The sequence below is a fragment of the Streptomyces barkulensis genome, from assembly GCF_002843305.1.
Taxonomy (GTDB): domain Bacteria; phylum Actinomycetota; class Actinomycetes; order Streptomycetales; family Streptomycetaceae; genus Streptomyces; species Streptomyces barkulensis.
Genome location: NZ_PGSG01000119.1, coordinates 39,844 through 59,945, shown reverse-complemented (window position 1 = coordinate 59,945; position 20,102 = coordinate 39,844). Strand labels below are relative to the sequence as shown.

At 73.7% G+C, this 20,102-nt stretch carries 17 protein-coding genes; 13 read left to right on the top strand and 4 right to left on the bottom strand.

What is annotated here, in order from left to right; translation table 11 throughout:
• Nucleotides 1-14 precede the first annotated feature (14 nt).
• From CUT83_RS28205 to CUT83_RS28195, 3 genes are all read left to right on the top strand, one after another.
• A complete protein-coding gene (locus CUT83_RS28205; RefSeq protein ID WP_101258639.1) occupies nucleotides 15-1,424 on the top strand; it encodes a cystathionine beta-synthase in 1,410 nt (469 codons plus the stop codon).
• A 493-nt stretch (nucleotides 1,425-1,917) separates the two neighbouring features.
• Entirely contained in the window at nucleotides 1,918-2,778 is an 861-nt protein-coding gene (locus CUT83_RS28200; RefSeq protein ID WP_240958471.1) for a MurR/RpiR family transcriptional regulator, read from the top strand.
• Between the two features lie 192 nt (nucleotides 2,779-2,970).
• Nucleotides 2,971-3,597: a hypothetical protein gene (locus CUT83_RS28195; RefSeq protein WP_101258638.1), complete on the top strand. Its 627-nt coding sequence runs from the start codon at nucleotides 2,971-2,973 to the stop codon at nucleotides 3,595-3,597.
• Here the strand turns inward: CUT83_RS28195 and CUT83_RS28190 are convergent.
• Complete coding sequence (locus CUT83_RS28190) at nucleotides 3,578-5,125, bottom strand: type III PLP-dependent enzyme domain-containing protein (protein WP_101258865.1); 1,548 nt, start codon at nucleotides 5,123-5,125, stop codon at nucleotides 3,578-3,580. The two genes, CUT83_RS28195 and CUT83_RS28190, sit on opposite strands and share 20 nt — an antisense overlap.
• A 111-nt stretch (nucleotides 5,126-5,236) precedes the next feature.
• On the opposite strand from CUT83_RS28190, the gene hutU reads away from it, so the two are divergent.
• The 4 genes from hutU to hutI are packed head-to-tail and all read left to right on the top strand — an operon-like array spanning nucleotide 5,237 to nucleotide 10,873.
• On the top strand, nucleotides 5,237-6,970 hold the full coding sequence (gene hutU / locus CUT83_RS28185; RefSeq protein ID WP_101258637.1) for a urocanate hydratase: 1,734 nt from the start codon (nucleotides 5,237-5,239) through the stop codon (nucleotides 6,968-6,970).
• A 23-nt stretch (nucleotides 6,971-6,993) separates the two neighbouring features.
• Complete coding sequence (locus CUT83_RS28180) at nucleotides 6,994-8,232, top strand: allantoate amidohydrolase (protein WP_101258864.1); 1,239 nt, start codon at nucleotides 6,994-6,996, stop codon at nucleotides 8,230-8,232.
• Between the two features lie 11 nt (nucleotides 8,233-8,243).
• Nucleotides 8,244-9,635, top strand: a complete 1,392-nt coding sequence (locus tag CUT83_RS28175; RefSeq protein WP_173915168.1) for a formimidoylglutamate deiminase — start codon at nucleotides 8,244-8,246, stop codon at nucleotides 9,633-9,635.
• The gene (gene hutI, locus CUT83_RS28170; RefSeq protein ID WP_101258636.1) at nucleotides 9,635-10,873 is read left to right on the top strand and encodes an imidazolonepropionase; all 1,239 of its coding nucleotides are present in this window, start codon (nucleotides 9,635-9,637) and stop codon (nucleotides 10,871-10,873) included. The genes CUT83_RS28175 and hutI overlap by 1 nt, the downstream gene beginning before the upstream one ends.
• Nucleotides 10,874-11,094: 221 nt before the next feature.
• Here the strand turns inward: hutI and CUT83_RS28165 are convergent, their stop codons facing one another.
• Nucleotides 11,095-12,009, bottom strand: a complete 915-nt coding sequence (locus CUT83_RS28165; RefSeq protein ID WP_101258635.1) for an RNA polymerase sigma factor SigF — start codon at nucleotides 12,007-12,009, stop codon at nucleotides 11,095-11,097.
• Nucleotides 12,010-12,265: 256 nt separating this feature from the next.
• On the opposite strand from CUT83_RS28165, the gene CUT83_RS28160 reads away from it, so the two are divergent.
• Together CUT83_RS28160 and CUT83_RS28155 are read left to right on the top strand one after the other, a co-directional pair.
• The gene (locus CUT83_RS28160; RefSeq protein WP_101258862.1) at nucleotides 12,266-12,649 is read left to right on the top strand and encodes an STAS domain-containing protein; all 384 of its coding nucleotides are present in this window, start codon (nucleotides 12,266-12,268) and stop codon (nucleotides 12,647-12,649) included.
• A 275-nt stretch (nucleotides 12,650-12,924) separates the two neighbouring features.
• Nucleotides 12,925-13,440, top strand: a complete 516-nt coding sequence (locus CUT83_RS28155; RefSeq protein ID WP_101258634.1) for an ATP-binding protein — start codon at nucleotides 12,925-12,927, stop codon at nucleotides 13,438-13,440.
• A 268-nt stretch (nucleotides 13,441-13,708) separates the two neighbouring features.
• On the opposite strand, the gene CUT83_RS28150 is transcribed toward CUT83_RS28155, so the two are convergent.
• Nucleotides 13,709-15,208: a peptide MFS transporter gene (locus CUT83_RS28150; RefSeq protein ID WP_101258633.1), complete on the bottom strand. Its 1,500-nt coding sequence runs from the start codon at nucleotides 15,206-15,208 to the stop codon at nucleotides 13,709-13,711.
• Between the two features lie 418 nt (nucleotides 15,209-15,626).
• Between CUT83_RS28150 and CUT83_RS28145 the strand changes: the two genes are divergently transcribed.
• Together CUT83_RS28145 and CUT83_RS28140 are read left to right on the top strand one after the other, a co-directional pair.
• Nucleotides 15,627-16,304 carry a response regulator transcription factor gene (locus CUT83_RS28145; protein WP_101258632.1) on the top strand — a complete coding sequence of 226 codons (678 nt, stop codon included), beginning with the start codon at nucleotides 15,627-15,629 and terminating at the stop codon, nucleotides 16,302-16,304.
• A 115-nt stretch (nucleotides 16,305-16,419) separates the two neighbouring features.
• Entirely contained in the window at nucleotides 16,420-17,769 is a 1,350-nt protein-coding gene (locus tag CUT83_RS28140) for a sensor histidine kinase (protein WP_101258631.1), read from the top strand.
• Here CUT83_RS28140 and CUT83_RS28135 read toward each other — a convergent pair.
• A complete protein-coding gene (locus CUT83_RS28135; protein ID WP_101258630.1) occupies nucleotides 17,695-18,237 on the bottom strand; it encodes a GtrA family protein in 543 nt (180 codons plus the stop codon). The two genes, CUT83_RS28140 and CUT83_RS28135, sit on opposite strands and share 75 nt — an antisense overlap.
• Before the next feature lie 132 nt (nucleotides 18,238-18,369).
• Between CUT83_RS28135 and CUT83_RS28130 the strand changes: the two genes are divergently transcribed.
• Both CUT83_RS28130 and purE read left to right on the top strand, forming a co-directional pair.
• Nucleotides 18,370-19,554 carry a 5-(carboxyamino)imidazole ribonucleotide synthase gene (locus CUT83_RS28130; protein ID WP_101258629.1) on the top strand — a complete coding sequence of 395 codons (1,185 nt, stop codon included), beginning with the start codon at nucleotides 18,370-18,372 and terminating at the stop codon, nucleotides 19,552-19,554.
• Complete coding sequence (gene purE, locus CUT83_RS28125; RefSeq protein ID WP_093846471.1) at nucleotides 19,551-20,102, top strand: 5-(carboxyamino)imidazole ribonucleotide mutase; 552 nt, start codon at nucleotides 19,551-19,553, stop codon at nucleotides 20,100-20,102. Before CUT83_RS28130 ends, purE begins: the two co-directional genes overlap by 4 nt.

The following is a 20,102-nucleotide window of genomic DNA, read 5'->3' as shown; positions in this document are numbered from 1 at the left end:
ATGCGGAGAACCAGGTGCAGTATCACGATTCGATGATCGAGCTTGTCGGCAACACCCCGCTGGTCAAGCTGAACAACGTGGCGGCGGGGATCCGGGCCACCGTTCTGGCCAAGGTCGAGTACTTCAACCCGGGCGGTTCGGTGAAGGACCGGATCGCAGTCCGGATGATCGAGGCGGCCGAACGCTCCGGCGAGCTGAAGCCGGGCGGCGTCATCGTCGAGCCCACCTCCGGCAACACCGGGGTGGGGCTGGCGATCGTGGCCCAGCAGAAGGGCTATCGCTGTATCTTCGTCTGCCCGGACAAGGTGTCCACGGACAAGATCAACACGCTGCGCGCATACGGCGCCGAGGTCGTGGTCTGCCCCACCGCGGTCGACCCCGGGCACCCCGACTCCTACTACAACGTCTCCGACCGGCTGGTGCGCGAGACGCCGGGCGCCTGGAAGCCGGACCAGTACAGCAATCCGGACAACCCGCGCTCCCACTACGAGACCACCGGCCCCGAGCTGTGGGAGCAGACGGACGGCGGGATCACCCACTTCGTGGCCGGCATCGGCACCGGCGGCACCATCAGCGGCACCGGCCGCTACCTCAAGGAGGTCTCCGGCGGAAAGGTGCGGATCGTCGGCGCCGACCCGGAGGGCTCGGTGTACTCCGGCGGCTCGGGGCGCCCCTACCTGGTGGAGGGCGTCGGCGAGGACTTCTGGCCCAGCGCCTACGACCGCGAGGTGACGGACGAGATCGTCGCCGTCTCCGACAAGGACTCCTTCCGGATGACGCGGCGGCTGGCCCGTGAGGAGGGCCTGCTGGTCGGCGGCTCCTGCGGGATGGCCGTGGTCGCGGCGCTGCGCGTGGCCGAGGGCCTCGGGGAGGACGACACGGTCGTCGTCCTGCTGCCGGACGGCGGGCGCGGCTACCTCTCGAAGATCTTCAACGACGAGTGGATGGCGGACTACGGCTTCCTGGAGGAGGGCGAACCCACCCAGGCCCGCGTCGGCGACGTGCTGCGCCGCAAGGACGGCGGGCTGCCCTCGCTGGTCCACATGCATCCCGAGGAGACGGTCGGGGAGGCCGTCGAGGTGCTGCGCGAGTACGGCGTCTCGCAGATGCCCGTGGTCAAGCCCGGAGCCGGGCACCCGGACGTGATGGCGGCCGAGGTCGTCGGCTCGATCGTCGAACGCGACCTGCTGGACGCGCTGTTCGCCGGGCGCGCCAAGCTGGAGGACCCGCTGGAGGCCCATATGAGCGCGCCGCTGCCGCAGGTCGGCTCGGGCGAGCCGGTCGCCGACCTGATGGCGGTGCTGGAGGGGGCCGACGCGGCGATCGTGCTGGTGGAGGGCAAGCCGACCGGAGTGGTCAGCCGCCAGGACCTGCTGGCCTTCCTCGCCCGGGGCACCGGGGCCGCAAGCGGCGCGGCGGAGTAGGTACCGGGCCGTCACGGTCCGGAAAAACGCGGTTAACACCCGTCGGGCACGGTGGTGTCCAACGGCGCGGAGGACTTCCGGAGCGGCTCCCGGACTCCTCCCGGCGCCCGGGACGCGGGCCAGGCCCGGCCGCGCGTCCTCGCGGGGACCGCCGTCGTCCCGGCCCCGGTGTACGCAGGTGTACGCACCGGGGTGCGGCGGTCCCCGCGCGGAACCCCCGCGAGCCCCCGGTGTGGCCCCTCGTGCGGCGGGGCGCGGTGTTCCCGCCTGCCGGTCCTTCCTGTTCTTCCTGTCCTTCCTGTCCTTCCTGTTCTTGTGGGCCGGACCCGTTCCGTTCCGCGGCCCCCGGCACCCACCGCCCCACCGCCCCACCGCGGCCCAGGCCCCGGGTGCCCGCGCTCCCGCCCCGGGAGGGCGGGGCGGGGCCGATACTGAATAGGCTTATGCGGAGCAGGAGGGCCCTGAAGAGGGGGCAGAGGGGCAGGTGGGCACGGTGAGCGGTGCGGGCGCGCGGCTGCTGAGGATGTTCGAGGGGCACCGGCTGACCCCCACCCAGCGGCGGATCGCCCACTGCATGGTGCGGCGCGCGGACGACGCCCCGTTCCTGTCCAGCGTGGAGCTGGCGGAGCTGGCCGGTGTCAGCCAGCCGTCGGTGACCCGCTTCGCCGTGGCACTGGGCTTCGACGGCTACCCGGCGCTGCGCAGGCACCTGCGCGAGGCCCTGCCGGCGCCCTCGGCGGGCGGCGCCCCCGGGACCGGGGAGGACGACGGCGGCGCGGAGGGCAACGCGTACCAGCAGGCCGTGCGCGCCGAGATCGAGCATCTGCGGCAGCTCGCGGCCCTGCTGGCCGACCCGGCCCCCGTCTCCGAGGCCGGGCGGCTGCTGGCCGCCTCCCGGCCGCTGCCCGTCCTGGGACTGCGGGCCGCCGCCGCGCAGGCCCGCGGCTTCGCGTACTTCGCCGCCAAGGTGCACCCGGACGTACGGCTGCTGGACGAGGGCGGCTCGATGCTGGACGACCGCCTCGACGCCGCGGTGCGGGCCGGGGCGAGCGCGCTGCTGTGCTTCGCGCTGCCCCGCCATCCGCGCGAGACGGTGGCGGCGCTGGAGCACGCCCGGGAGGCCGGGCTGCGGATCGTCACCGTCGCCGACAGTGTCTTCGCGCCCGTCGCCCGCCCCGGCGACCTGCTGCTGCCCGCCGCCGTCGGGACCACGCTGTCCTTCGACACCGCCTGCTCGCCCATGATGCTGGGACGGGTGCTGCTGGAGGCGATGTGCGACGAACTGCCCGACGCGCAGGCCCGGCTGGAGGAGTTCGACGCGCGCGCCGCCCGGCGGGGCCTGTTCGCCGAATGACCGGCCCCGGCCGATCGGGGCCGGCCGGGGCCCGGGCGATTTCGCCGGAAACCGGACCGGATCCGCCGCTCTCTCAGGCGAATCTCATCATCCCTCAGTACGCTTTCGCACCGAGCGAGCCGTCACGCGGTGACGCGGTGGCGGCACACAGCCGAACGGAGAACGTCGCCGGAAGGAACGAGGAGGGCTGTCGTGGGACGGGGAGCGTACGCGCTGGCGAGGGTCGCGGTGTACACGCGGACTGCGGGCACCGCGCTGTGGTGGACCGGCCTTGCGGCCGCGGGCGTCGGCCTGGCGGTGCCGGGGCTGACCGGGCGGCGCGTCGGGATCCTGGGCGGGGCCGCGCTCTTCGCCGTGGCGGCCGCCGCGGCCTTTCTGGCACGCCGCCGACGCTGCACCGGGCTGATCAAGGCGTCGACCGCGGCGGGCAAGTGGGTGGTGCTCCACGACCGGGCGGTGACCGTGCGCGCCTGGCTGCGCGGGCGCCGCTGGTGGCTGGTCGCCGCCTTCCTGGCCGCCGTGGCATCGTCCCTGGCCGCCCCGGCCGCCGGCGGCCTGCTGCTGGCCGGGGCCGGCGCGGGGCTGTGGGCCAAGGCGGTGTGGCTGGGCCGCTGGGAGCGGCGCAACGAGAAGCTGCTGTGGGTGCGCCCGGAGTGGGCGGACGGGCGCAGCCCGTCCCGCAAGGACGTGCGCGGCTGGATGACCACCGGCCCGCTGGCCGGGGACGCCGCGCCGGGCGGCGCCCGCCGCCGGACCCCGGTGCCGGGCGCCGCCCGGGAGCGCCGCCCCCGGGCGCGGGTCACGGCCGCGGCGCGGTGAGCGCGTCGCGCTGAGCGCCGCCGGACGCGGCGACGAGGTCGTCGAGGGTCTGGGGCGGGCGTACGGTCGCGAAGCGCACGGCGTCGATGTCGATGTCGATGTCGCCGTCGATGTCACCGTCTTCGCCGTCCGCCCCGCCCGTCCCGTCCGCCCCGCCCGCCGCGGCGCTCGCGGTGTCCCCGGTGGTGAAGCCGTACACGCCCGGCCTGGGCAGGCTGTTGTAGTCGAACGGGGTGGAGAAGTAGTACGCCCCCGTGTCCAGCAGCGCCACCAGATCGCCGGAGGCCAGCTCCGGCAGTTCCCGGCCGCGCGCCACGAGGTCGCCGGCGAAGCAGCAGGGCCCGGCGATGTCCTGCACCACGGGCGCGCCCCGCTTGGGCCGGCCCAGCCCGTCGTAGGCGGCGACCCGCAGCGGCCACGCCTCGGGCGCGAAGACCGTCCGCACGGCGACCTGGGCGCCCGCGTGGGTGACCGCTATCGGACGGCCCCCGGAGCTCTTGGCGTACTCCACCAGGGCCAGCACCAGCCCGCACTTGGCCAGCACCGACCGCCCGAACTCGGTGACCAGCCCGTAGCGCCCGTCGAACAGGCCGGGGACGGTGTCGCGCAGCAGCCGGGCGTACTCGGCGAAGGTGGGGGAGACCTCCTCGGAGTCGAAGTTGACCGGGAGGCCGCCGCCGATGTCGAGGGTGTCGATCCGCCGTTCCCCGGCGGCCCGGTTGATCTCCTCGGCCAGCTCGTAGGTGGCGGCCACGCCCGCGGCCATCTTCTCCAGCGGCATGCCCTGGGAGCCGACGTGGCAGTGCAGCCGGGTGATCCAGGGACGCTCCACGCAGGCGCGTACGACGAACTCGCGCGCCCCCTCGTCCTGGAGGGCGAACCCGAACTTCGAGGTGGCCGTCGCGGTGCTCATCGCGCCGATGCTGCCGCCGCCGAGCTGCGGGTTGACGCGCAGGCCGACCGGCGAGGCGGACCGGCCCCCGGGGAGGGAGGGCAGGGCCCCGGGGGCCATCAGGGCGTCCAGGCGCTCCAGCTCCTGGCGGTTGTCGGCGTTGAGCGCGATGCCCAGCTCCAGGGCCTCGCGCAGCTCGCCGGCGGTCTTGGCGGGCGAGTCCAGGACGATGCTCTCCGGCCCGACCCCGGCGGCCCGGGCCAGGGCCAGCTCGCCGGGGCTGGCGACCTCGCAGCCCAGCCCGCAGTCGGCGAGCAGCCGCAGCACGGGGACCAGGGAGGACGCCTTCACCGCGAAGGAGTGCAGCACCGGCTGGCCGGGGGCCGTCACCTCGTCGAAGGCCGCGTGCAGGGCCGCGGCCGTCTCCCGTACGGACGCCACGTCCAGCAGGGCCGCGACCGGGTGCTCGTCGGAGAGCAGCCCGCGGGCGACGGCGGCCCGTACGGCGGCGTCGCGGCGGGCGACGGCCGCGGCGGCCCGCGGGCTCCCGCAGGCGCCGGGGTCGCCGGGGGTCTCGGCGGGGTCCGGGGCCGCGGGGGACTCCGGCTGGACGGCGGCGTGGTGCGTGTAGGCCATGGACACAAGACAAACACGGCCGGAGCAGGCGGACGACACCACCCGTTGACTAGTTCTATTCAGTGCATAGAGTTGATGTAGTAACCAATTCACATCCGGAGGCAGGGGACCATGGCAGACCTCTCAGGGCCCTCAGGGCCGCGAACCGTACGGGCCCCGCGCGGCTCCGGGCTGACCGCCCGGGGCTGGCAGCAGGAGGCCGCCCTGCGGATGCTGCGGAACAACCTCGACCCCGAGGTCGCCGAGCACCCCGAGAAGCTCGTCGTCTACGGCGGCACCGGCAAGGCCGCCCGCGACTGGCGCTCCTTCGACGCCATGGTCCGCACCCTCACCACGCTGGGACCGGACGAGACGATGCTCGTCCAGTCCGGCCGCCCGGTCGGCGTACTGACCACCCACGAGTGGGCGCCGCGCGTGCTGATCGCCAACTCCAACCTGGTGGGCGACTGGGCCAGCTGGGAGGAGTTCCGCCGCCTGGAGGCGCTCGGGCTGACCATGTACGGCCAGATGACGGCCGGTTCGTGGATCTACATCGGCACCCAGGGCATCCTCCAGGGCACCTACGAGACCTTCGCCGCCGTCGCCGCCAAGCGCTTCGGCGGCTCGCTGGCCGGGACGATCACCCTCACCGCCGGACTCGGCGGCATGGGCGGCGCCCAGCCGCTGGCGGTCACCATGAACGGCGGCGTGGCCATCTGCGTCGACTGCGACCCGCGCGCCATCGAGCGCCGCATCGAACACCGCTACCTCGACGTGCGCGCCGACTCCCTCGACCACGCCCTGCGGCTGGCCGGCGAGGCCCGCGACGCCCGGCGCCCGCTGTCGATCGGAGTCCTGGGCAACGCCGCCGAAGCCGTGCCGCGCCTGCTGGCCATGGGCGCGCCGGTCGACATCGTCACCGACCAGACCTCCGCCCACGATCCGCTGGCCTACCTGCCGCTGGGCGTCGACTTCGCGGACATGGCCTCCTACGCCGCCGAGAAACCCGCCGACTTCACCGCGCGGGCGCGGGAGTCGATGGCCCGCCACGTGGAGGCGATGGTCGGCTTCCAGGACGCCGGCGCCGAGGTCTTCGACTACGGCAACTCCATCCGCGGCGAGGCACAACTGGCCGGATACGAGAGGGCGTTCGCCTTCCCCGGCTTCGTGCCCGCCTACATCCGGCCGCTGTTCTGCGAGGGCAGGGGGCCCTTCCGCTGGGCCGCGCTCTCGGGCGACCCGAAGGACATCGCCGCCACCGACCGCGCCGTACTCGACCTCTTCCCCGAGAACGAGTCCCTGGCCCGCTGGATCCGGATGGCCGGGGAACGGGTGCGCTTCCAGGGCCTGCCCGCCCGCATCTGCTGGCTCGGCTACGGGGAGCGCGACCGGGCCGGGGAGCGCTTCAACGACATGGTGGCCTCCGGCGAGATCTCCGCCCCGCTGGCCATCGGCCGCGACCACCTGGACTGCGGATCGGTGGCCTCGCCCTACCGCGAGACCGAGGCCATGCTCGACGGCTCCGACGCCATCGCCGACTGGCCGCTGCTCAACGCCATGGTCAACGTGGCCTCCGGGGCCTCCTGGGTCTCCGTCCACCACGGCGGCGGCGTCGGGATGGGCCGCTCGATCCACGCCGGGCAGGTCACCGTCGCCGACGGCACGCCACTGGCCGGGGAGAAGATCCGGCGGGTGCTCACCAACGACCCGGGCACGGGCGTCATCCGCCATGTGGACGCCGGGTACGAGCGCGCCGAGGAGGTCGCCGCCGAGCGCGGGGTGCGCGTCCCGATGCGCGAGGACGGCGCGGACGGCGCGGACGGCGCGGACGGCGCGGACGGCGACGGATCCGGGAGCGCATCATGAGGCCGGGCGCCTCCTTCCACCGGATGTGGCGGGAGCTGCTGCCCGTCGGACGGTCGGCGGCCACCGGCGGCTACCGGCGCCACGCCTGGACCGGGGCGGACGCCGAGTGCCGGGCGTGGTTCCGTGAGCAGGCCGAGGCACGCGCACTGGCCTACGAGACGGACCGCAACGGCAACCAGTGGGCCTGGCTGGAAGGCCCCGACGGGGCTGCCGGGAACGCCGGGAACGCCGTGGTGACCGGCTCGCACCTGGACTCCGTGCCCGACGGCGGAGCCTTCGACGGACCGCTGGGCGTGGTGTCGGCCTTCGCCGCCCTCGACGAGCTGCATGGCAGGGGAGCGCGCCCGGCCCGGCCGCTGGCCGTGGTCAACTTCGCCGACGAGGAGGGCGCCCGCTTCGGCCTCGCCTGCGTCGGCTCCCGGCTGGCCGCCGGACAGCTCACCGCCGAGCAGGCCCGGGAGCTGCGCGACGACGACGGCGTCTCGCTGCCGCGGGCCATGGAGCGCGCCGGGCACGATCCCGAAGCGATCGGGCCCGACCCCGAACGGCTCGCCCGTATCGGCGCGTTCGTCGAGCTCCACATCGAGCAGGGCCGCAACCTCGCCGCTGAGGACGCGCCGCCCGGCGCGGCCGGCGCGCCCGCCGCCGGGCGCGCGGTGGGCGTCGCCTCCGCGATCTGGCCGCACGGCCGCTGGCGGTTCGACTTCCACGGCGAGGCCAACCACGCCGGGACCACCCGCCTGGAGGACCGCCGCGACCCGATGCTCACCTACGCCAACACCGTCCTGGCCGCCCGGAAGAAGGCCCGGCTGGCCGGGGCGCTGGCCACCTTCGGCAAGGTCGCCGTCGAGCCGAACGGCGTCAACGCCATCGCCTCCCTGGTGCACGGCTGGCTCGACTCCCGCGCCCCCGACGAGGAGACCCTGGCCGCCGTCGTCGCCGAGATCGAACGCTCGGCCGCCGAGCGCGGCGCGCGCGACGGCGTGCGGGTGGCCGTCACCCGGGAGTCCGCCACGCCCGTGGTGGAGTTCGCCCACGGGCTGCGCGACCGCATCGCGGCCCGGCTCGGCGGCGCGCCCGTGCTGCCCACCGGCGCGGGGCACGACGCGGGGATCCTCTCCGCCGAGATCCCCACCGCCATGCTCTTCGTACGCAACCCCACCGGCGTCTCGCACTCGCCCGCCGAGTCGGCCGAGGAGGACGACTGCGTCGCCGGGGTGCGGGCACTGGCCGACGTGCTGGAGGACCTGGCGTGTCCCTGACCCCCGACGCCCTGACCCCCGACGCCCCGGCCCCCGACGCACCGCCCCCCGAGGCCGTGTACTGGGCCGAGTACGCCTGGATCGGCGGCACCGTCGAGCCCGGCACGGTGATCGGGACGGCCGGAGGCCGGATCACCGCCGTGCGCACCGGGGAGCCCGCCCCGCCGCCCGGCGCCGAGCCGCTGCGCGGCCTGACCGTCCCCGGCCTGGCCAACGCGCACTCCCACGCCTTCCACCGCGCCCTGCGCGGCACCGTGCAGATCGGCTCCGGCACGTTCTGGACATGGCGGCAGGTGATGTACTCCGTCGCCGACCGCCTCACCCCCGACAGCTACTTCGCCCTGGCCCGCGCCGTGTACGCCGAGATGGCGCTGGCCGGCATCACGGCCGTCGGCGAGTTCCACTACCTGCACCACGCCCCCGGCGGCACCCCCTACGAGGACCCCAACGCCATGGGGCACGCCCTGATGGCGGCGGCCGCCGAGGCCGGCATCCGCATCACCCTCCTCGACACCTGCTACCTGGCCTCCGGCCTCCTGTCCGCCCGCCGCGGCGGCGCCCTGGACCGCCACCAGCTCCGCTTCGGCGACGGCAGTGCCGCCGCCTGGGCCGAGCGGGCCGCGGCCCTGCGGCCGCCGGGCGACCGGGCCCGCGTGGGCGCCGCGATCCACTCGGCGCGCGCCGTGCCCGCCGCCGAACTGGCCGCCGTCGCCGACTGGGCCCGGGAGCGGGACGCGCCCCTGCACGTCCACCTCTCCGAGCAGCCCGCCGAGAACGACGCCTGTCTGGCCGTCCACGGCCGCACCCCCACCCGGCTGCTGGCCGACCACGGCGTGCTCGGCCCCCGCACCACCGCCGTCCACGCCACCCACCTCACCGACGCCGACATCGTCCTCCTGGGAGACTCCGGCACCCGGGTGTGCATGTGCCCCACCACCGAACGCGACCTCGCCGACGGCATCGGCCCGGCCGCCGCGCTGATGCGGGCGGGCTCGCCGCTGTGCCTGGGCAGCGACAGCCACGCCGTGATCGACCTGCTGGAGGAGGCCCGCGCGATGGAACTGGACGAGCGGCTGCGCACCCGCGCCCGCGGCCACTGGACGGCCTCTCAACTACTGCGTGCCGCAACCGAGTTCGGTCAGGCGGCCATCGGCTGGCCGGAGGCGGGACGGCTGGAGGCGGGCCGGCTCGCCGACTTCGCCACCGTCGCCCTGGACACCGTGCGCACCGCCGGGCCGCCGCCCCGGCTGGGGGCGGAGACGGCCGTGTTCGCCGCCACCGCGGCCGACGTACGCCACACGGTCGTCGGTGGTCGCCATGTGGTGCGCGACGGGGTACACCGGAGCGTGCCGGACGTCCCCGCGGCCCTGGCGGAAGCCATCCAGCAAGGAGCAGCCCGCTGATGAGCAACCCGAACACCCCCCTCGACACCACCACCGCCGGCACCACCGCAGGCACCACCGCAGGCACCCTCGTCACCAACATCGCCACCCTGGTCACCAACGATCACCACTCCTCCGAGGCCGCCCAGGACACCCCCCTCGGCCTGATCCGGGACGCGGCCGTCGTCATCGAGGGCGACCGCATCGCCTGGGTCGGTACGGAAAGTGAAGCACCCGCCACCGACAGTCGCGTCGACGCGGGCGGCCGGGCGATGATCCCCGGCTTCGTCGACTCCCACTCCCATCTGGTCTTCGGCGGCGACCGCACCGAGGAGTTCGGCGCGCGCATGTCCGGCCGCCCCTACTCCGCCGGCGGCATCCACACCACCGTCGAGGCCACGCGGAAGGCCACCGACGAGCAGCTCGCCGCGAACCTGGCCCGCCACGTACGCGAGGCGCTGCGGCAGGGCACCACCACCCTGGAGACCAAGTCCGGCTACGGCCTCACCGCGAGGGACGAGGCGCGCGCCCTGCGCATCGCCGACGACCACGTGGACGAGGTCACCTACCTCGGCGCCCATGTGGTGCCCCCCGAGTACGCCGGTGACCCGGACGGCTACGTGGACCTCGTCACCGGCCCGATGCTGGCCGCCTGCGCCCGCTGGGCCCGCTGGGTGGACGTCTTCTGCGAGCGGGGCGCCTTCGACGGCGACCAGGCCCGCGCCGTCCTCACCGCCGGGATCGCCCACGGCCTGGTCCCGCGCGTCCATGCCGGCCAGCTCGGGCCCGGCCCCGGCGTACGGCTCGCCGTGGAACTGGACGCGGCCTCCGCCGACCACTGCACCCATCTCACCGACGCCGACGTGGACGCCCTGGCGAACAGCCGCACCGTCGCCACGCTGCTGCCCGGCTGCGAGTTCTCCACCCGCTCGCCCTACCCCGACGCCCGCCGCCTGCTGGACGCCGGCGTCACCGTCGCGCTGTCCACCGACTGCAATCCGGGCTCGTCGTACACCAGCTCCATGCCCTTCTGCGTCGCGGTCGCCGTCCGCGAGATGGGCATGACGCCCGACGAGGCCCTCTGGTCCGCCACCGCGGGCGGCGCCGCGGCCCTGCGCCGTATCGACATCGGCCGGATCACCCCCGGCGCCCGTGCCGATCTGGTGCTCCTGGACGCGCCCTCGCACGTCCACCTGGCCTACCGGCCCGGCGTGCCACTGGTCGCGGCGGTCTGGCAGCGCGGTGCGCGCGTGCTGTGAGCGGGCCTCCCGCGCCGCCGTACGCGCCCGTCGCACCGGGGCCCCGTCGCACCGGACCCCGGCACGCCGACGGGCCCGTACGGGGGTGTGGTTCCCGTACGGGCCCGTCGGCGTGTGAAGGCCGTTCCGAGGTCAAATGCGGGTCAAAAAACCGGAAGGGTGATCCCCGTAGGCCATAGGAGTGATGGAACGGGGCACTCGTCCGGTTGGACGGGGGTGGGTCACTCCTCGACCAGCAGACCCTTGCGGAGCTTGCCCAGCGTCCGCGAGAGCAGCCGGGAGACGTGCATCTGGGAGATGCCCAGCTCCTCGCCGATCTCGGACTGGGTCATGTTCGCCACGAAGCGGAGGGAGAGGATTCTGCGATCACGCGGCGAGAGTTCGGCGATCAGCGGCTTGAGGGACTCCACGTACTCGATCCCCTCCAGGCCGTGGTCCTCGTAACCGATGCGGTCGGCGAGCGCGCCCTCGGTCTCGTCCTCGTCGGGCTGGGCGTCGAGGGAGCTGGCGGTGTACGCGTTGCTCGCGGCCATGCCCTCGACCACCTCCTCCCGGCTCAGCCCCAGGCGGTCGGCCAGTTCGCCGACGGTCGGGGAGCGGTCGAGCTGCTGGGCCAGTTCGTCCCCGGCCTTGGCCAGGTCCAGGCGGAGTTCCTGGAGGCGCCTGGGGACGCGCACCGACCAGGAGGTGTCGCGGAAGAAACGCTTGATCTCGCCCACGATCGTCGGCATGGCGAAGGTCGGGAACTCGACCCCGCGGCCGATCTCGAACCGGTCGATCGCCTTGATCAGGCCGATGGTGCCGACCTGGACGATGTCCTCCATGGGCTCGCTGCGGGAACGGAACCGCGCGGCGGCGAACTTCACCAGCGCGAGGTTCAGCTCGACCAGGGTGTTGCGGACGTACGAGTATTCGTGCGTGCCCTCCCGGAGCGTCTCCAGGCGCTCGAAGAGGGTCTTGGAAAGGGCTCGCGCGTCCAGCGGCCCCACCTCGTCGTACGGCGGGACCTCGGGCAGGCCGAGCAGGCCGGACAGGTTCTCCGCCTGCTCCGGACCGGCCTCCGGGAACCCGCTCCCGAACGGTTCGGGTGGGACGACCGACGAGGTGACGGGCGATCCGTCGAGCCGGGGTGACATGGTGCCTCCATCGTTTTCGGCGTATGGCTGCCGAAGCCGTTCCTGCACTACGGGGTGCGGCGCCTCCAAGCCGACGTGTTTTAGTGGTCCCTCCTACGCCTACCTGCTCCCGAGGGAGGATGGCAAGTGCTGGATGCCCGAATATGCCCCGATGTGCTGGTTGCGCGGCTACCGGTTGCGGCTGTAAGGGCGTAGGGTTCGAACGTCCATCTCCGGACGGCAGTGATCGGTTACTGGGAATGTTGAAGGGGTGTACATGGACCGCGGGGTGCCCGGCAGCACCAGCCACCGGGGTCGACTGACGGTCGACGTACAGCGCCACGGCGCGAGCCTGGTGGTGACGCCTGACGGCGAGCTCGACCACCACACCGCCGATCTGCTGCGAGAACCGCTGGAGCGCTCGCTGGAGGACGGGGACAGGCTGCTCGTCGTGGACTGCTCGAAGCTGGAGTTCTGCGACTCCACCGGACTCAACGTCCTCCTGGGCGCCAGGCTCAAGGCCGAGGCGGCAGGAGGCGGGATCCACCTGGCCGGAATGCGGCCGGTCGTCGCGAGGGTGTTCGAGATCACGGGCGCCGACGGCGTGTTCACCCTGCACGAGAGCCTGGCCGAGGCGCTGAAGGAGACCGCGCGGCCCTGACCGCGCGACCGCCCCGGCGACGCGGCCCCCGGCGACGCGGTCCCGGCCGCGTGGTTTCGGCGGAGCGCTTCTCCGGTCGTACGGGCGCGAGGTCGTGCGGACCGCCCGCGTGCCGGCCCGTGACCAGAGTGTTACGTCCGAGCACGATTCCGTCCCGACAGACGGGTGTTCTCCCGCCCGCGCAGGGCAGGAGACTCCCTGGAATCCCTCCGAAACAGTTGTTCGCAGACCAGGCGAAGACCGACGAACTGGTCAACCGGTGAGGTGAAGCACTGATGAGCACCACCCGGCCGCAACCGGCGGGCGACCGCGGCCCGGAGCCGGAGGGCACCGCCGCGGCCGCGGCCGCACCGGTCGGTCAGGTGCGCGAGATGCGCCAGGTACGGAGGCTGCGACTCATGGGGGCGAGCGGTGCGGTCCCCCGTGCACGTGACTTCACCCGCCAGGCGCTTCACGACTGGGGTTGGCTGCCCGCGGCCGGCCCCGAGCAGCGCGCCGCCGCCGAAGACGCCCTGCTCGTGGTCTCCGAGCTGGTGACGAACGCCTGCCTGCACGCCGACGGGCCGGAAGAGGTGCGCATAGGCTGCGGCCCCAAACTGCTGAGGATCGAGGTGGCCGACCGCGGCACCGGCCTCCCCTCGCCCCGCACCCCGCACCGCCCCGGGCGGCCCGGCGGGCACGGCATGTTCATCGTCCAGCGGCTCTGTCTGGACTGGGGCGTGGTGCGCCATCCGGACGGTACGGCCGGGAAGACGGTCTGGGCCGAACTGGCCGGGCCGGACGCGGACTGAGGCCGGGTCCGCCCCTTCGGCCGGCCCCCGCCGGAAGTACGCCCCCCACCGCCGGGTCCCGCTCGGGACTCGGCGCACTCGTGTCCGGACACGCCCGGCCGGGATGCGGACCGCGGACGACCAGGGGTGGGGCACACGGAGGGGACGGCGGCCCCGCACACAGCCGTCGAGCCGGGGCCCGGTCCTGTCACAGGACCGGGCCCCGGCTCGTCCGTGCGGGTGGGCAGGCGCCCGGAACCCCCGGAGACCCCGGGAGGCCCCGGGAGCGTTACCTCACGCCGCCCATCAGGGCCCGGATCCGCTTCCCGGCCGTCATGAAGGCGAGGCCCGCGGCCACGGCGACCACGCCCCACATGGTGTAGTAAGCCGCGTCGCCCATCGGCTCGTTGAGCTGGGTCGCCCAGCCGTTGAGGGCGTTGCCGGTGGCGGTGGCGAGGAACCACAGACCCATGATCTGGCCGACGAACTGCTTCGGGGCCAGCTTCGTCGACAGCGACAGGCCCACCGGGGACAGGCACAGCTCGCCGAGGGTCTGCAGCAGGTACACGCTCAGCAGCCAGAAGACGGTGACCCTGCCGGTCTCGCTGTTCGCCGCGGCGGCGCCCGCCAGACCCATCAGACCGAAGGAACCGCCGATGAGCAGCATCGCCAGGGCGAACTTCATCGGGGCGCCGGGCTCGCGGTTCCGCTTGGCCAGCCACACCCACATGGTCGCGAACAGCGGCGCCAGAACGATGATCATGACCGGGTTGACCGACTGGAACCACGAGGCCGGGAACTCCCAGCCGCCGATCGTGCGGTCGGTGTCGTTGTCCGCGAAGATCGTCAGCAGCGAACCGGACTGGTCGTAGATCATCCAGAACAGCACGGCGGTGGCGAAGAACCACACGAACGCCTTGACGCGCGGGCGGTCCTGCTCGGTCAGCTCCGGGTTCCGGTACATCGAGGCGAAGTACAGGACGGGGACGACGACGCCGAGGACGGCCAGGAAGTTGACGATGTGCTCGATGTCGTACGTGCCCAGCGCCAGGTCCACCAGCAGCGCCGCGGCGGCCAGACCGGTCCACAGCGCCACCTTGCGCAGCACCGCGCGCTTCTCCTCCGGCGTGGCCGGGGTGCCGGGGTGGCGGCCCACGTCGCCGAGGTAGCGGCCGCCCAGGACGTACTGGATCACGGCCAGCGTCATGCCGACGCCGGCGACGGCGAAGCCCAGGTGCCAGTCGACGTTCTCGCCGAGGTAGCCGACCACCAGCGGCGCGAACATGGCACCGATGTTGATCGACATGTAGAAGATCGTGAAGCCGGCGTCGCGGCGGGCGCTGGACTGGCCCTCGTAGAGGCCGCCGACCATCGCGGAGATGTTCGGCTTGAGCAGGCCGGTGCCGACCGCGATCAGGCCGAGCCCGGCGAAGAACGCCACATCGGACGGGATCGCCAGCGTGTAGTGGCCCAGCGCGATGACGATGCCGCCGACCAGGACCGCCTTGCGCGCGCCCCACAGGCGGTCGGCGACCCAGCCGCCGGGCATGGCGGCCATGTAGACGACGGCGTTGTAGACGCCGTAGATCGCCGCGGCGAGGGCCTCACGGCCCGCGAGGGGGCCTTCGAGTACGCCCGCGATCAGGTAGAGGACGAGGATGGCGCGCATTCCGTACCAGGAGAAGCGCTCCCACATCTCCGTCATGAAGAGTGTGGCCAGACCGCGGGGGTGGCCGAAGAAGGTCTTGCCGGTGCTGCCGGCGGGGTCCTTCGTCAGGCTGGACGCCATGGTGGTGGTTCCTTGCTCGGTCGGGACGCGCGCGATGTGGTGCGCACGCGCCCGGGCGGGTGGTCGGCCCGGCTCCGCGCCCCCGTCCGCGCGTGTCCGTTCCCGGCCGACAGTTCCTGCGGCGCCGCCGCGCGTCCGTGACCTCGCGGGCCACGGACGGACCGGCTTCCGGGACGCCCCCGCGTACGGGGTGTGTACAGGGGGTTCCTCGGCGACGGGCCCCGGCGCATCACCGCGCCAAAGGCCGCCGGATTCCGGGCGGCGCCTCGGCCAGAGTACGACACCGTCTCCCGCGCACCCGGCCGACGGGGGACGGCGAGAGGCGCATGTCACACGTCCTTCCGGGAACCGGGGCGGGCGCCGCCCGGGTTCCCGGCGGCCCCGCCGGGGCCGCCGGGGCGAGGTCTACCATCAGGCCATGACCCGAGTACTGCTCGCCGAGGATGACGCCTCCATCTCGGAGCCACTGGCCCGAGCCCTGCGCCGCGAAGGGTACGAGGTCGAGGTGCGCGAGGACGGTCCCAGCGCGCTCGACGCCGGCCAGCACGGCGACATCGACCTGGTCGTGCTCGACCTCGGTCTGCCCGGTATGGACGGACTGGAGGTCTGCCGCCGGCTGCGCAACGAGGGGCACACCTTCCCCGTTCTGGTGCTGACCGCGCGTGCCGACGAGGTGGACACCGTCGTCGGCCTGGACGCGGGCGCCGACGACTACGTCACCAAGCCGTTCCGGCTGGCCGAGTTGCTCGCCCGGGTGCGGGCCCTGCTGCGGCGGGGCGCCGTCGAGCCCGTCCAGCCCGCCGCCACCCACGGTGTGCGCATCGACGTCGAGTCGCACCGGGCGTGGATGGGCGACGAGGAGCTGCAGCTCACGGCGAAGGAGTTCGACCTGCTGCGGGTGCTGGTGCGCGACGCCGGCCGCGTCGTCACCCGCGACCAGCTGATGCGCGAGGTCTGGGACACCACCTGGTGGTCGTCCACGAAGACCCTCGACATGCACATCTCGTGGCTGCGCAAGAAGCTCGGCGACGACGCGGCCAACCCCCGCTACATCGCCACGGTCCGCGGCGTCGGCTTCCGCTTCGAGAAGGACTGACGGCGGCCGTCTCCCGGACGGGCCCGCCGAAGAAGCCGAAGGCACGCGAAGGCACCGAGAAGACACGCGAAGACACGCGAAGACCGCAGCGACACCACGAAGGGCCGGCGCCGCCATGCGCAGACGTCTGATCAACTCCACGCTGGCCGTGGTCCTCGTCGTGATCACGGTCTTCGGGGTCTCCCTGGTGATCGTCGAGACCCGCACCATCGAGGAGAGCGCCCACGAGAGCGTCCGCTCCGACGCCGCGCGGCTGGTCTCGGTCGTCGAGAGCCGCCTGGTCGCCGAGGAGAGCGTGACCGCCGCCTCCATGCGCTCCCAGGTCCCCCACGACCGCCACGTCCGCATCGAGCTGCCCGGGCAGCCGCCCATCGAGCTGGGCGAGCGCCCCGGCGAGGGCGCCATCGAGGGGCGCGCCACCGAGCCGGGCGGCGTCACCGTCACCGTCCGGCAGGACGACGACCGGGTCCGCGAGGAGGTGGGCCGCACCCTGCTGATCATCCTGGCGGTGGCGCTGCTGGCGGTGATAGCGGCGGTTCTGCTGGCGGTGCAGCAGGCCCGCCGTGTCGCGGCCCCCCTCACCGACCTCGCCGAGACCGCCGAACGCCTCGGCTCCGGCGACCCCCGCCCCCGCCACCGGCGCTACGGCGTGCCCGAGCTGGACCGGGTGGCGGACGTGCTGGACGCCAGCGCCGAGCGCATCGCCCGGATGCTCACCGCCGAGCGGCGGCTGGCCGCGGACGCCTCCCACCAGCTGCGCACCCCCCTGACCGCGCTGTCCATGCGGCTGGAGGAGATTGTCGCGGCGGCCGACGCCATCGAGACCGCCGGCACCACGGATGCCGCGGGCACCACAGGTACCCGGAGCACCACCGGCACCACCGGCACCACCGGCGCCGACAGGGCGGCCGCCTCCACCATCCGGGAGGAGGCGCTGGTCGGCCTCGCCCAGGTGGAGCGGCTGACCGACGTGGTGCAGCGGCTGCTGACCAACTCGCGCGACCCCCGCTCGGGCTCCGCGGTGGGCTTCGACCTGGACGAGGTGGTCAAGCAGCAGATCGAGGAGTGGCGCCCGGCGTACCGCAAGGCGGGCCGGGCCGTCGTCCGCTCCGGCCGCCAGGGCCTGCGGGCGGTGGGCACCCCGGGGGCGGTGGCACAGGTGCTGGCCACGCTCATCGAGAACGCCCTGATGCACGGTGGCGGCGCGGTCGCCCTGCGCACCCGGATCGCCGGGAACCAGGTGGTGGTCGAGGTGACGGACGAGGGACCGGGAGTCGACCCGGAGCTGGGGTCGAGGGTTTTCGAGCGCACGGTCAGCGGGCGCAACTCCACGGGCCTGGGACTGGCCGTCGCCCGCGACCTGGCGGAGGCCGACGGGGGACGCCTGGAGCTACTTCAGCAGCGCCCGCCGGTCTTCGCGCTCTTCCTCAGCCGTGAGGCCGACGAGCCGTCGGCGGGGGATTGACGCCGTACGCCCCTCGCGGCCGCAGGGAACCCGGCGCTCCCCGCGGAAGACCCAGGTGCGGTACGCCCAGAAGCGGAAGACCGTGGCGACGCCGAGCCCGACGACGTTCTTGGCGATGTTGTCGGCCAGTGGCGAGGTCAGGTCCAGCCCGTAGTGCGAGACGGCCAGCGCGCCGTTCTCGATCACCAGGCCGATGCCGCTGAACAGCATGAACAGGCCGGCCTCGCGGTGCATCCGGCTCTTGTCGGTGTGCCGGTAGGTCCAGTAGCGGTTGCCCAGGTAGTTGGTCCCGATGGCGACCGCGGTCGCTATCACCCCCGAGCGCACCGGCGCCAGGCCCAGGCCGTGGATGCAGAGGTTGAAGACTGCCACGTTGACGAGGAAGCCGAGGGCTCCCACCGCGCCGAACTTGGCCAGCTCGCGCCGTAGCCGCAGCAGCCTGGAGCGCAGTACGCGCCGTTCACCCATAGTGACCCACTCGCCCCGTTCTCTCGGCTCTCGCGCGGCCCTGCGGGGCCCGCCGTCGCGTCTCGGTCCGCCATGCTAGTCACGGCCCCGTACCGCGCCGGGTACCCGCCGTCCGGCCGATAGGCTACGGACGTGACATTTCCTGTGATCGGCATGGTCGGCGGCGGGCAGCTCGCGCGGATGACGCACGAGGCGGGCATCCCCCTCGGCATCAGGTTCAAGCTGCTCAGTGACACTCCGCAGGACTCCGCGGCCCAGGTGGTCCGCGACGTCGTCGTCGGCGACTACCGCGATCTGGACACCCTGCGCGACTTCGCCCGCGGCTGTGACGTGATCACGTTCGACCACGAGCATGTGCCCACCGGGCATCTGCGCGCCCTGGAGGCGGAGGGCATCCCGGTGCGGCCCGGGCCCGAGGCGCTGGTGCACGCGCAGGACAAGGGCGTGATGCGGGCGCGGCTGAGCGAGATCGGCGTCCCCTGTCCCCGGCACCGGATCGTCGCGGACCCGGCCGACGTCACGCGGTTCGCGCGGGAAGGAGCCGCGTGTGAAGGAGCCGCGCGGACAGGGGAGGCGCGGGAAGGGGAGGGCTGGCCGGTCGTCCTCAAGACCGTCCGCGGCGGCTACGACGGCAAGGGCGTGTGGGTGGTGTCCTCCGAGGCCGAGGCCGCCGAGCCGTTCCGGGCGGGCGTGCCGGTGCTGGCCGAGGAGAAGGTGGACTACGTCCGTGAGCTGGCGGCCAACGTGGTGCGCTCCCCGCACGGCCAGGCCGTGGCCTACCCGGTGGTGGAGTCGATCCAGGTGGACGGCGTGTGCGACACCGTGATCGCCCCGGCCCCCGGCCTGTCGCCGGAGCTGTCCGCCCACGCCCAGGAGATGGCGCTGACGATCGCGGCGGAGCTGGGTGTGATCGGGCACCTGGCGGTGGAGCTGTTCGAGACCCGTGACGGCCGCGTCCTGGTCAACGAGCTGGCCATGCGCCCCCACAACAGCGGCCACTGGACCCAGGACGGCGCGGTCACCTCCCAGTTCGCCAACCACCTGCGGGCCGTGCTCGACCTGCCGCTGGGCGACCCGCGCCCCCGCGCGCCGTGGACGGTGATGGCCAACGTGCTCGGCGGCGACTACCCCGACATGTACCAGGGCTATCTGCACTGCATGGCCCGCGACCCGCGGCTGAAGATCCACATGTACGGCAAGGACGTGAAGCCCGGCCGCAAGGTCGGCCACGTCAACACCTACGGCGACGACCTGGCGGACGTACGCGAGCGCGCCGCCCACGCCGCCGCCTATCTGCGAGGGACCATCACCGAATGAGCAACGCCCCCAGCCCCGCGTCCGCCCCCGCCGTGGGGATCGTCATGGGATCCGACTCGGACTGGCCCGTCATGGAGGCCGCGGCCGAGGCCCTGGACGAGTTCGAGATCCCCTACGAGGTCGACGTCGTCTCCGCCCACCGCATGCCGCACGAGATGATCGCCTACGGTGACGAGGCGGCCGGACGCGGGCTGAAGGCGGTCATCGCGGGCGCCGGGGGAGCGGCCCACCTGCCGGGCATGCTCGCCTCCGTCACCCCGCTGCCGGTGATCGGCGTGCCAGTGCCGCTGCGGCACCTGGACGGCATGGACTCCCTGCTGTCGATCGTCCAGATGCCCGCCGGGGTCCCGGTCGCCACGGTCTCGGTCGGCGGCGCGCGCAACGCGGGCCTGCTGGCGGTCCGCATCCTGGCGGCCCACGACGAGGAGCTGCGCGAGCGCATGGAGCGGTTCCAGGCGGAGCTGAGGGAGCAGGCACGGGAGAAGGGCAGGCGGCTGCGGAGCAAGGCCGCCGCGGGCGGCGCCGGGTTCGGCTTCGGAGGTCGGTGA

Bases quoted from the DNA above. Each gene is read 5' to 3' on its own strand.
- CUT83_RS28190 (WP_101258865.1), bottom strand. From the start codon at position 5,125: ATGGCCTACACGCACCACGCCGCCGTCCAGCCGGAGTCCCCCGCGGCC.
- hutU (WP_101258637.1), top strand. From the start codon at position 5,237: ATGGCAGACCTCTCAGGGCCCTCAGGGCCGCGAACCGTACGGGCCCCG.
- CUT83_RS28180 (WP_101258864.1), top strand. From the start codon at position 6,994: ATGTGGCGGGAGCTGCTGCCCGTCGGACGGTCGGCGGCCACCGGCGGC.
- hutI (WP_101258636.1), top strand. From the start codon at position 9,635: ATGAGCAACCCGAACACCCCCCTCGACACCACCACCGCCGGCACCACC.
- CUT83_RS28165 (WP_101258635.1), bottom strand. From the start codon at position 12,009: ATGTCACCCCGGCTCGACGGATCGCCCGTCACCTCGTCGGTCGTCCCA.
- CUT83_RS28160 (WP_101258862.1), top strand. From the start codon at position 12,266: ATGGACCGCGGGGTGCCCGGCAGCACCAGCCACCGGGGTCGACTGACG.
- CUT83_RS28155 (WP_101258634.1), top strand. From the start codon at position 12,925: ATGAGCACCACCCGGCCGCAACCGGCGGGCGACCGCGGCCCGGAGCCG.
- CUT83_RS28150 (WP_101258633.1), bottom strand. From the start codon at position 15,208: ATGGCGTCCAGCCTGACGAAGGACCCCGCCGGCAGCACCGGCAAGACC.
- CUT83_RS28145 (WP_101258632.1), top strand. From the start codon at position 15,627: ATGACCCGAGTACTGCTCGCCGAGGATGACGCCTCCATCTCGGAGCCA.
- CUT83_RS28140 (WP_101258631.1), top strand. From the start codon at position 16,420: ATGCGCAGACGTCTGATCAACTCCACGCTGGCCGTGGTCCTCGTCGTG.
- CUT83_RS28135 (WP_101258630.1), bottom strand. From the start codon at position 18,237: ATGGGTGAACGGCGCGTACTGCGCTCCAGGCTGCTGCGGCTACGGCGC.
- purE (WP_093846471.1), top strand. From the start codon at position 19,551: ATGAGCAACGCCCCCAGCCCCGCGTCCGCCCCCGCCGTGGGGATCGTC.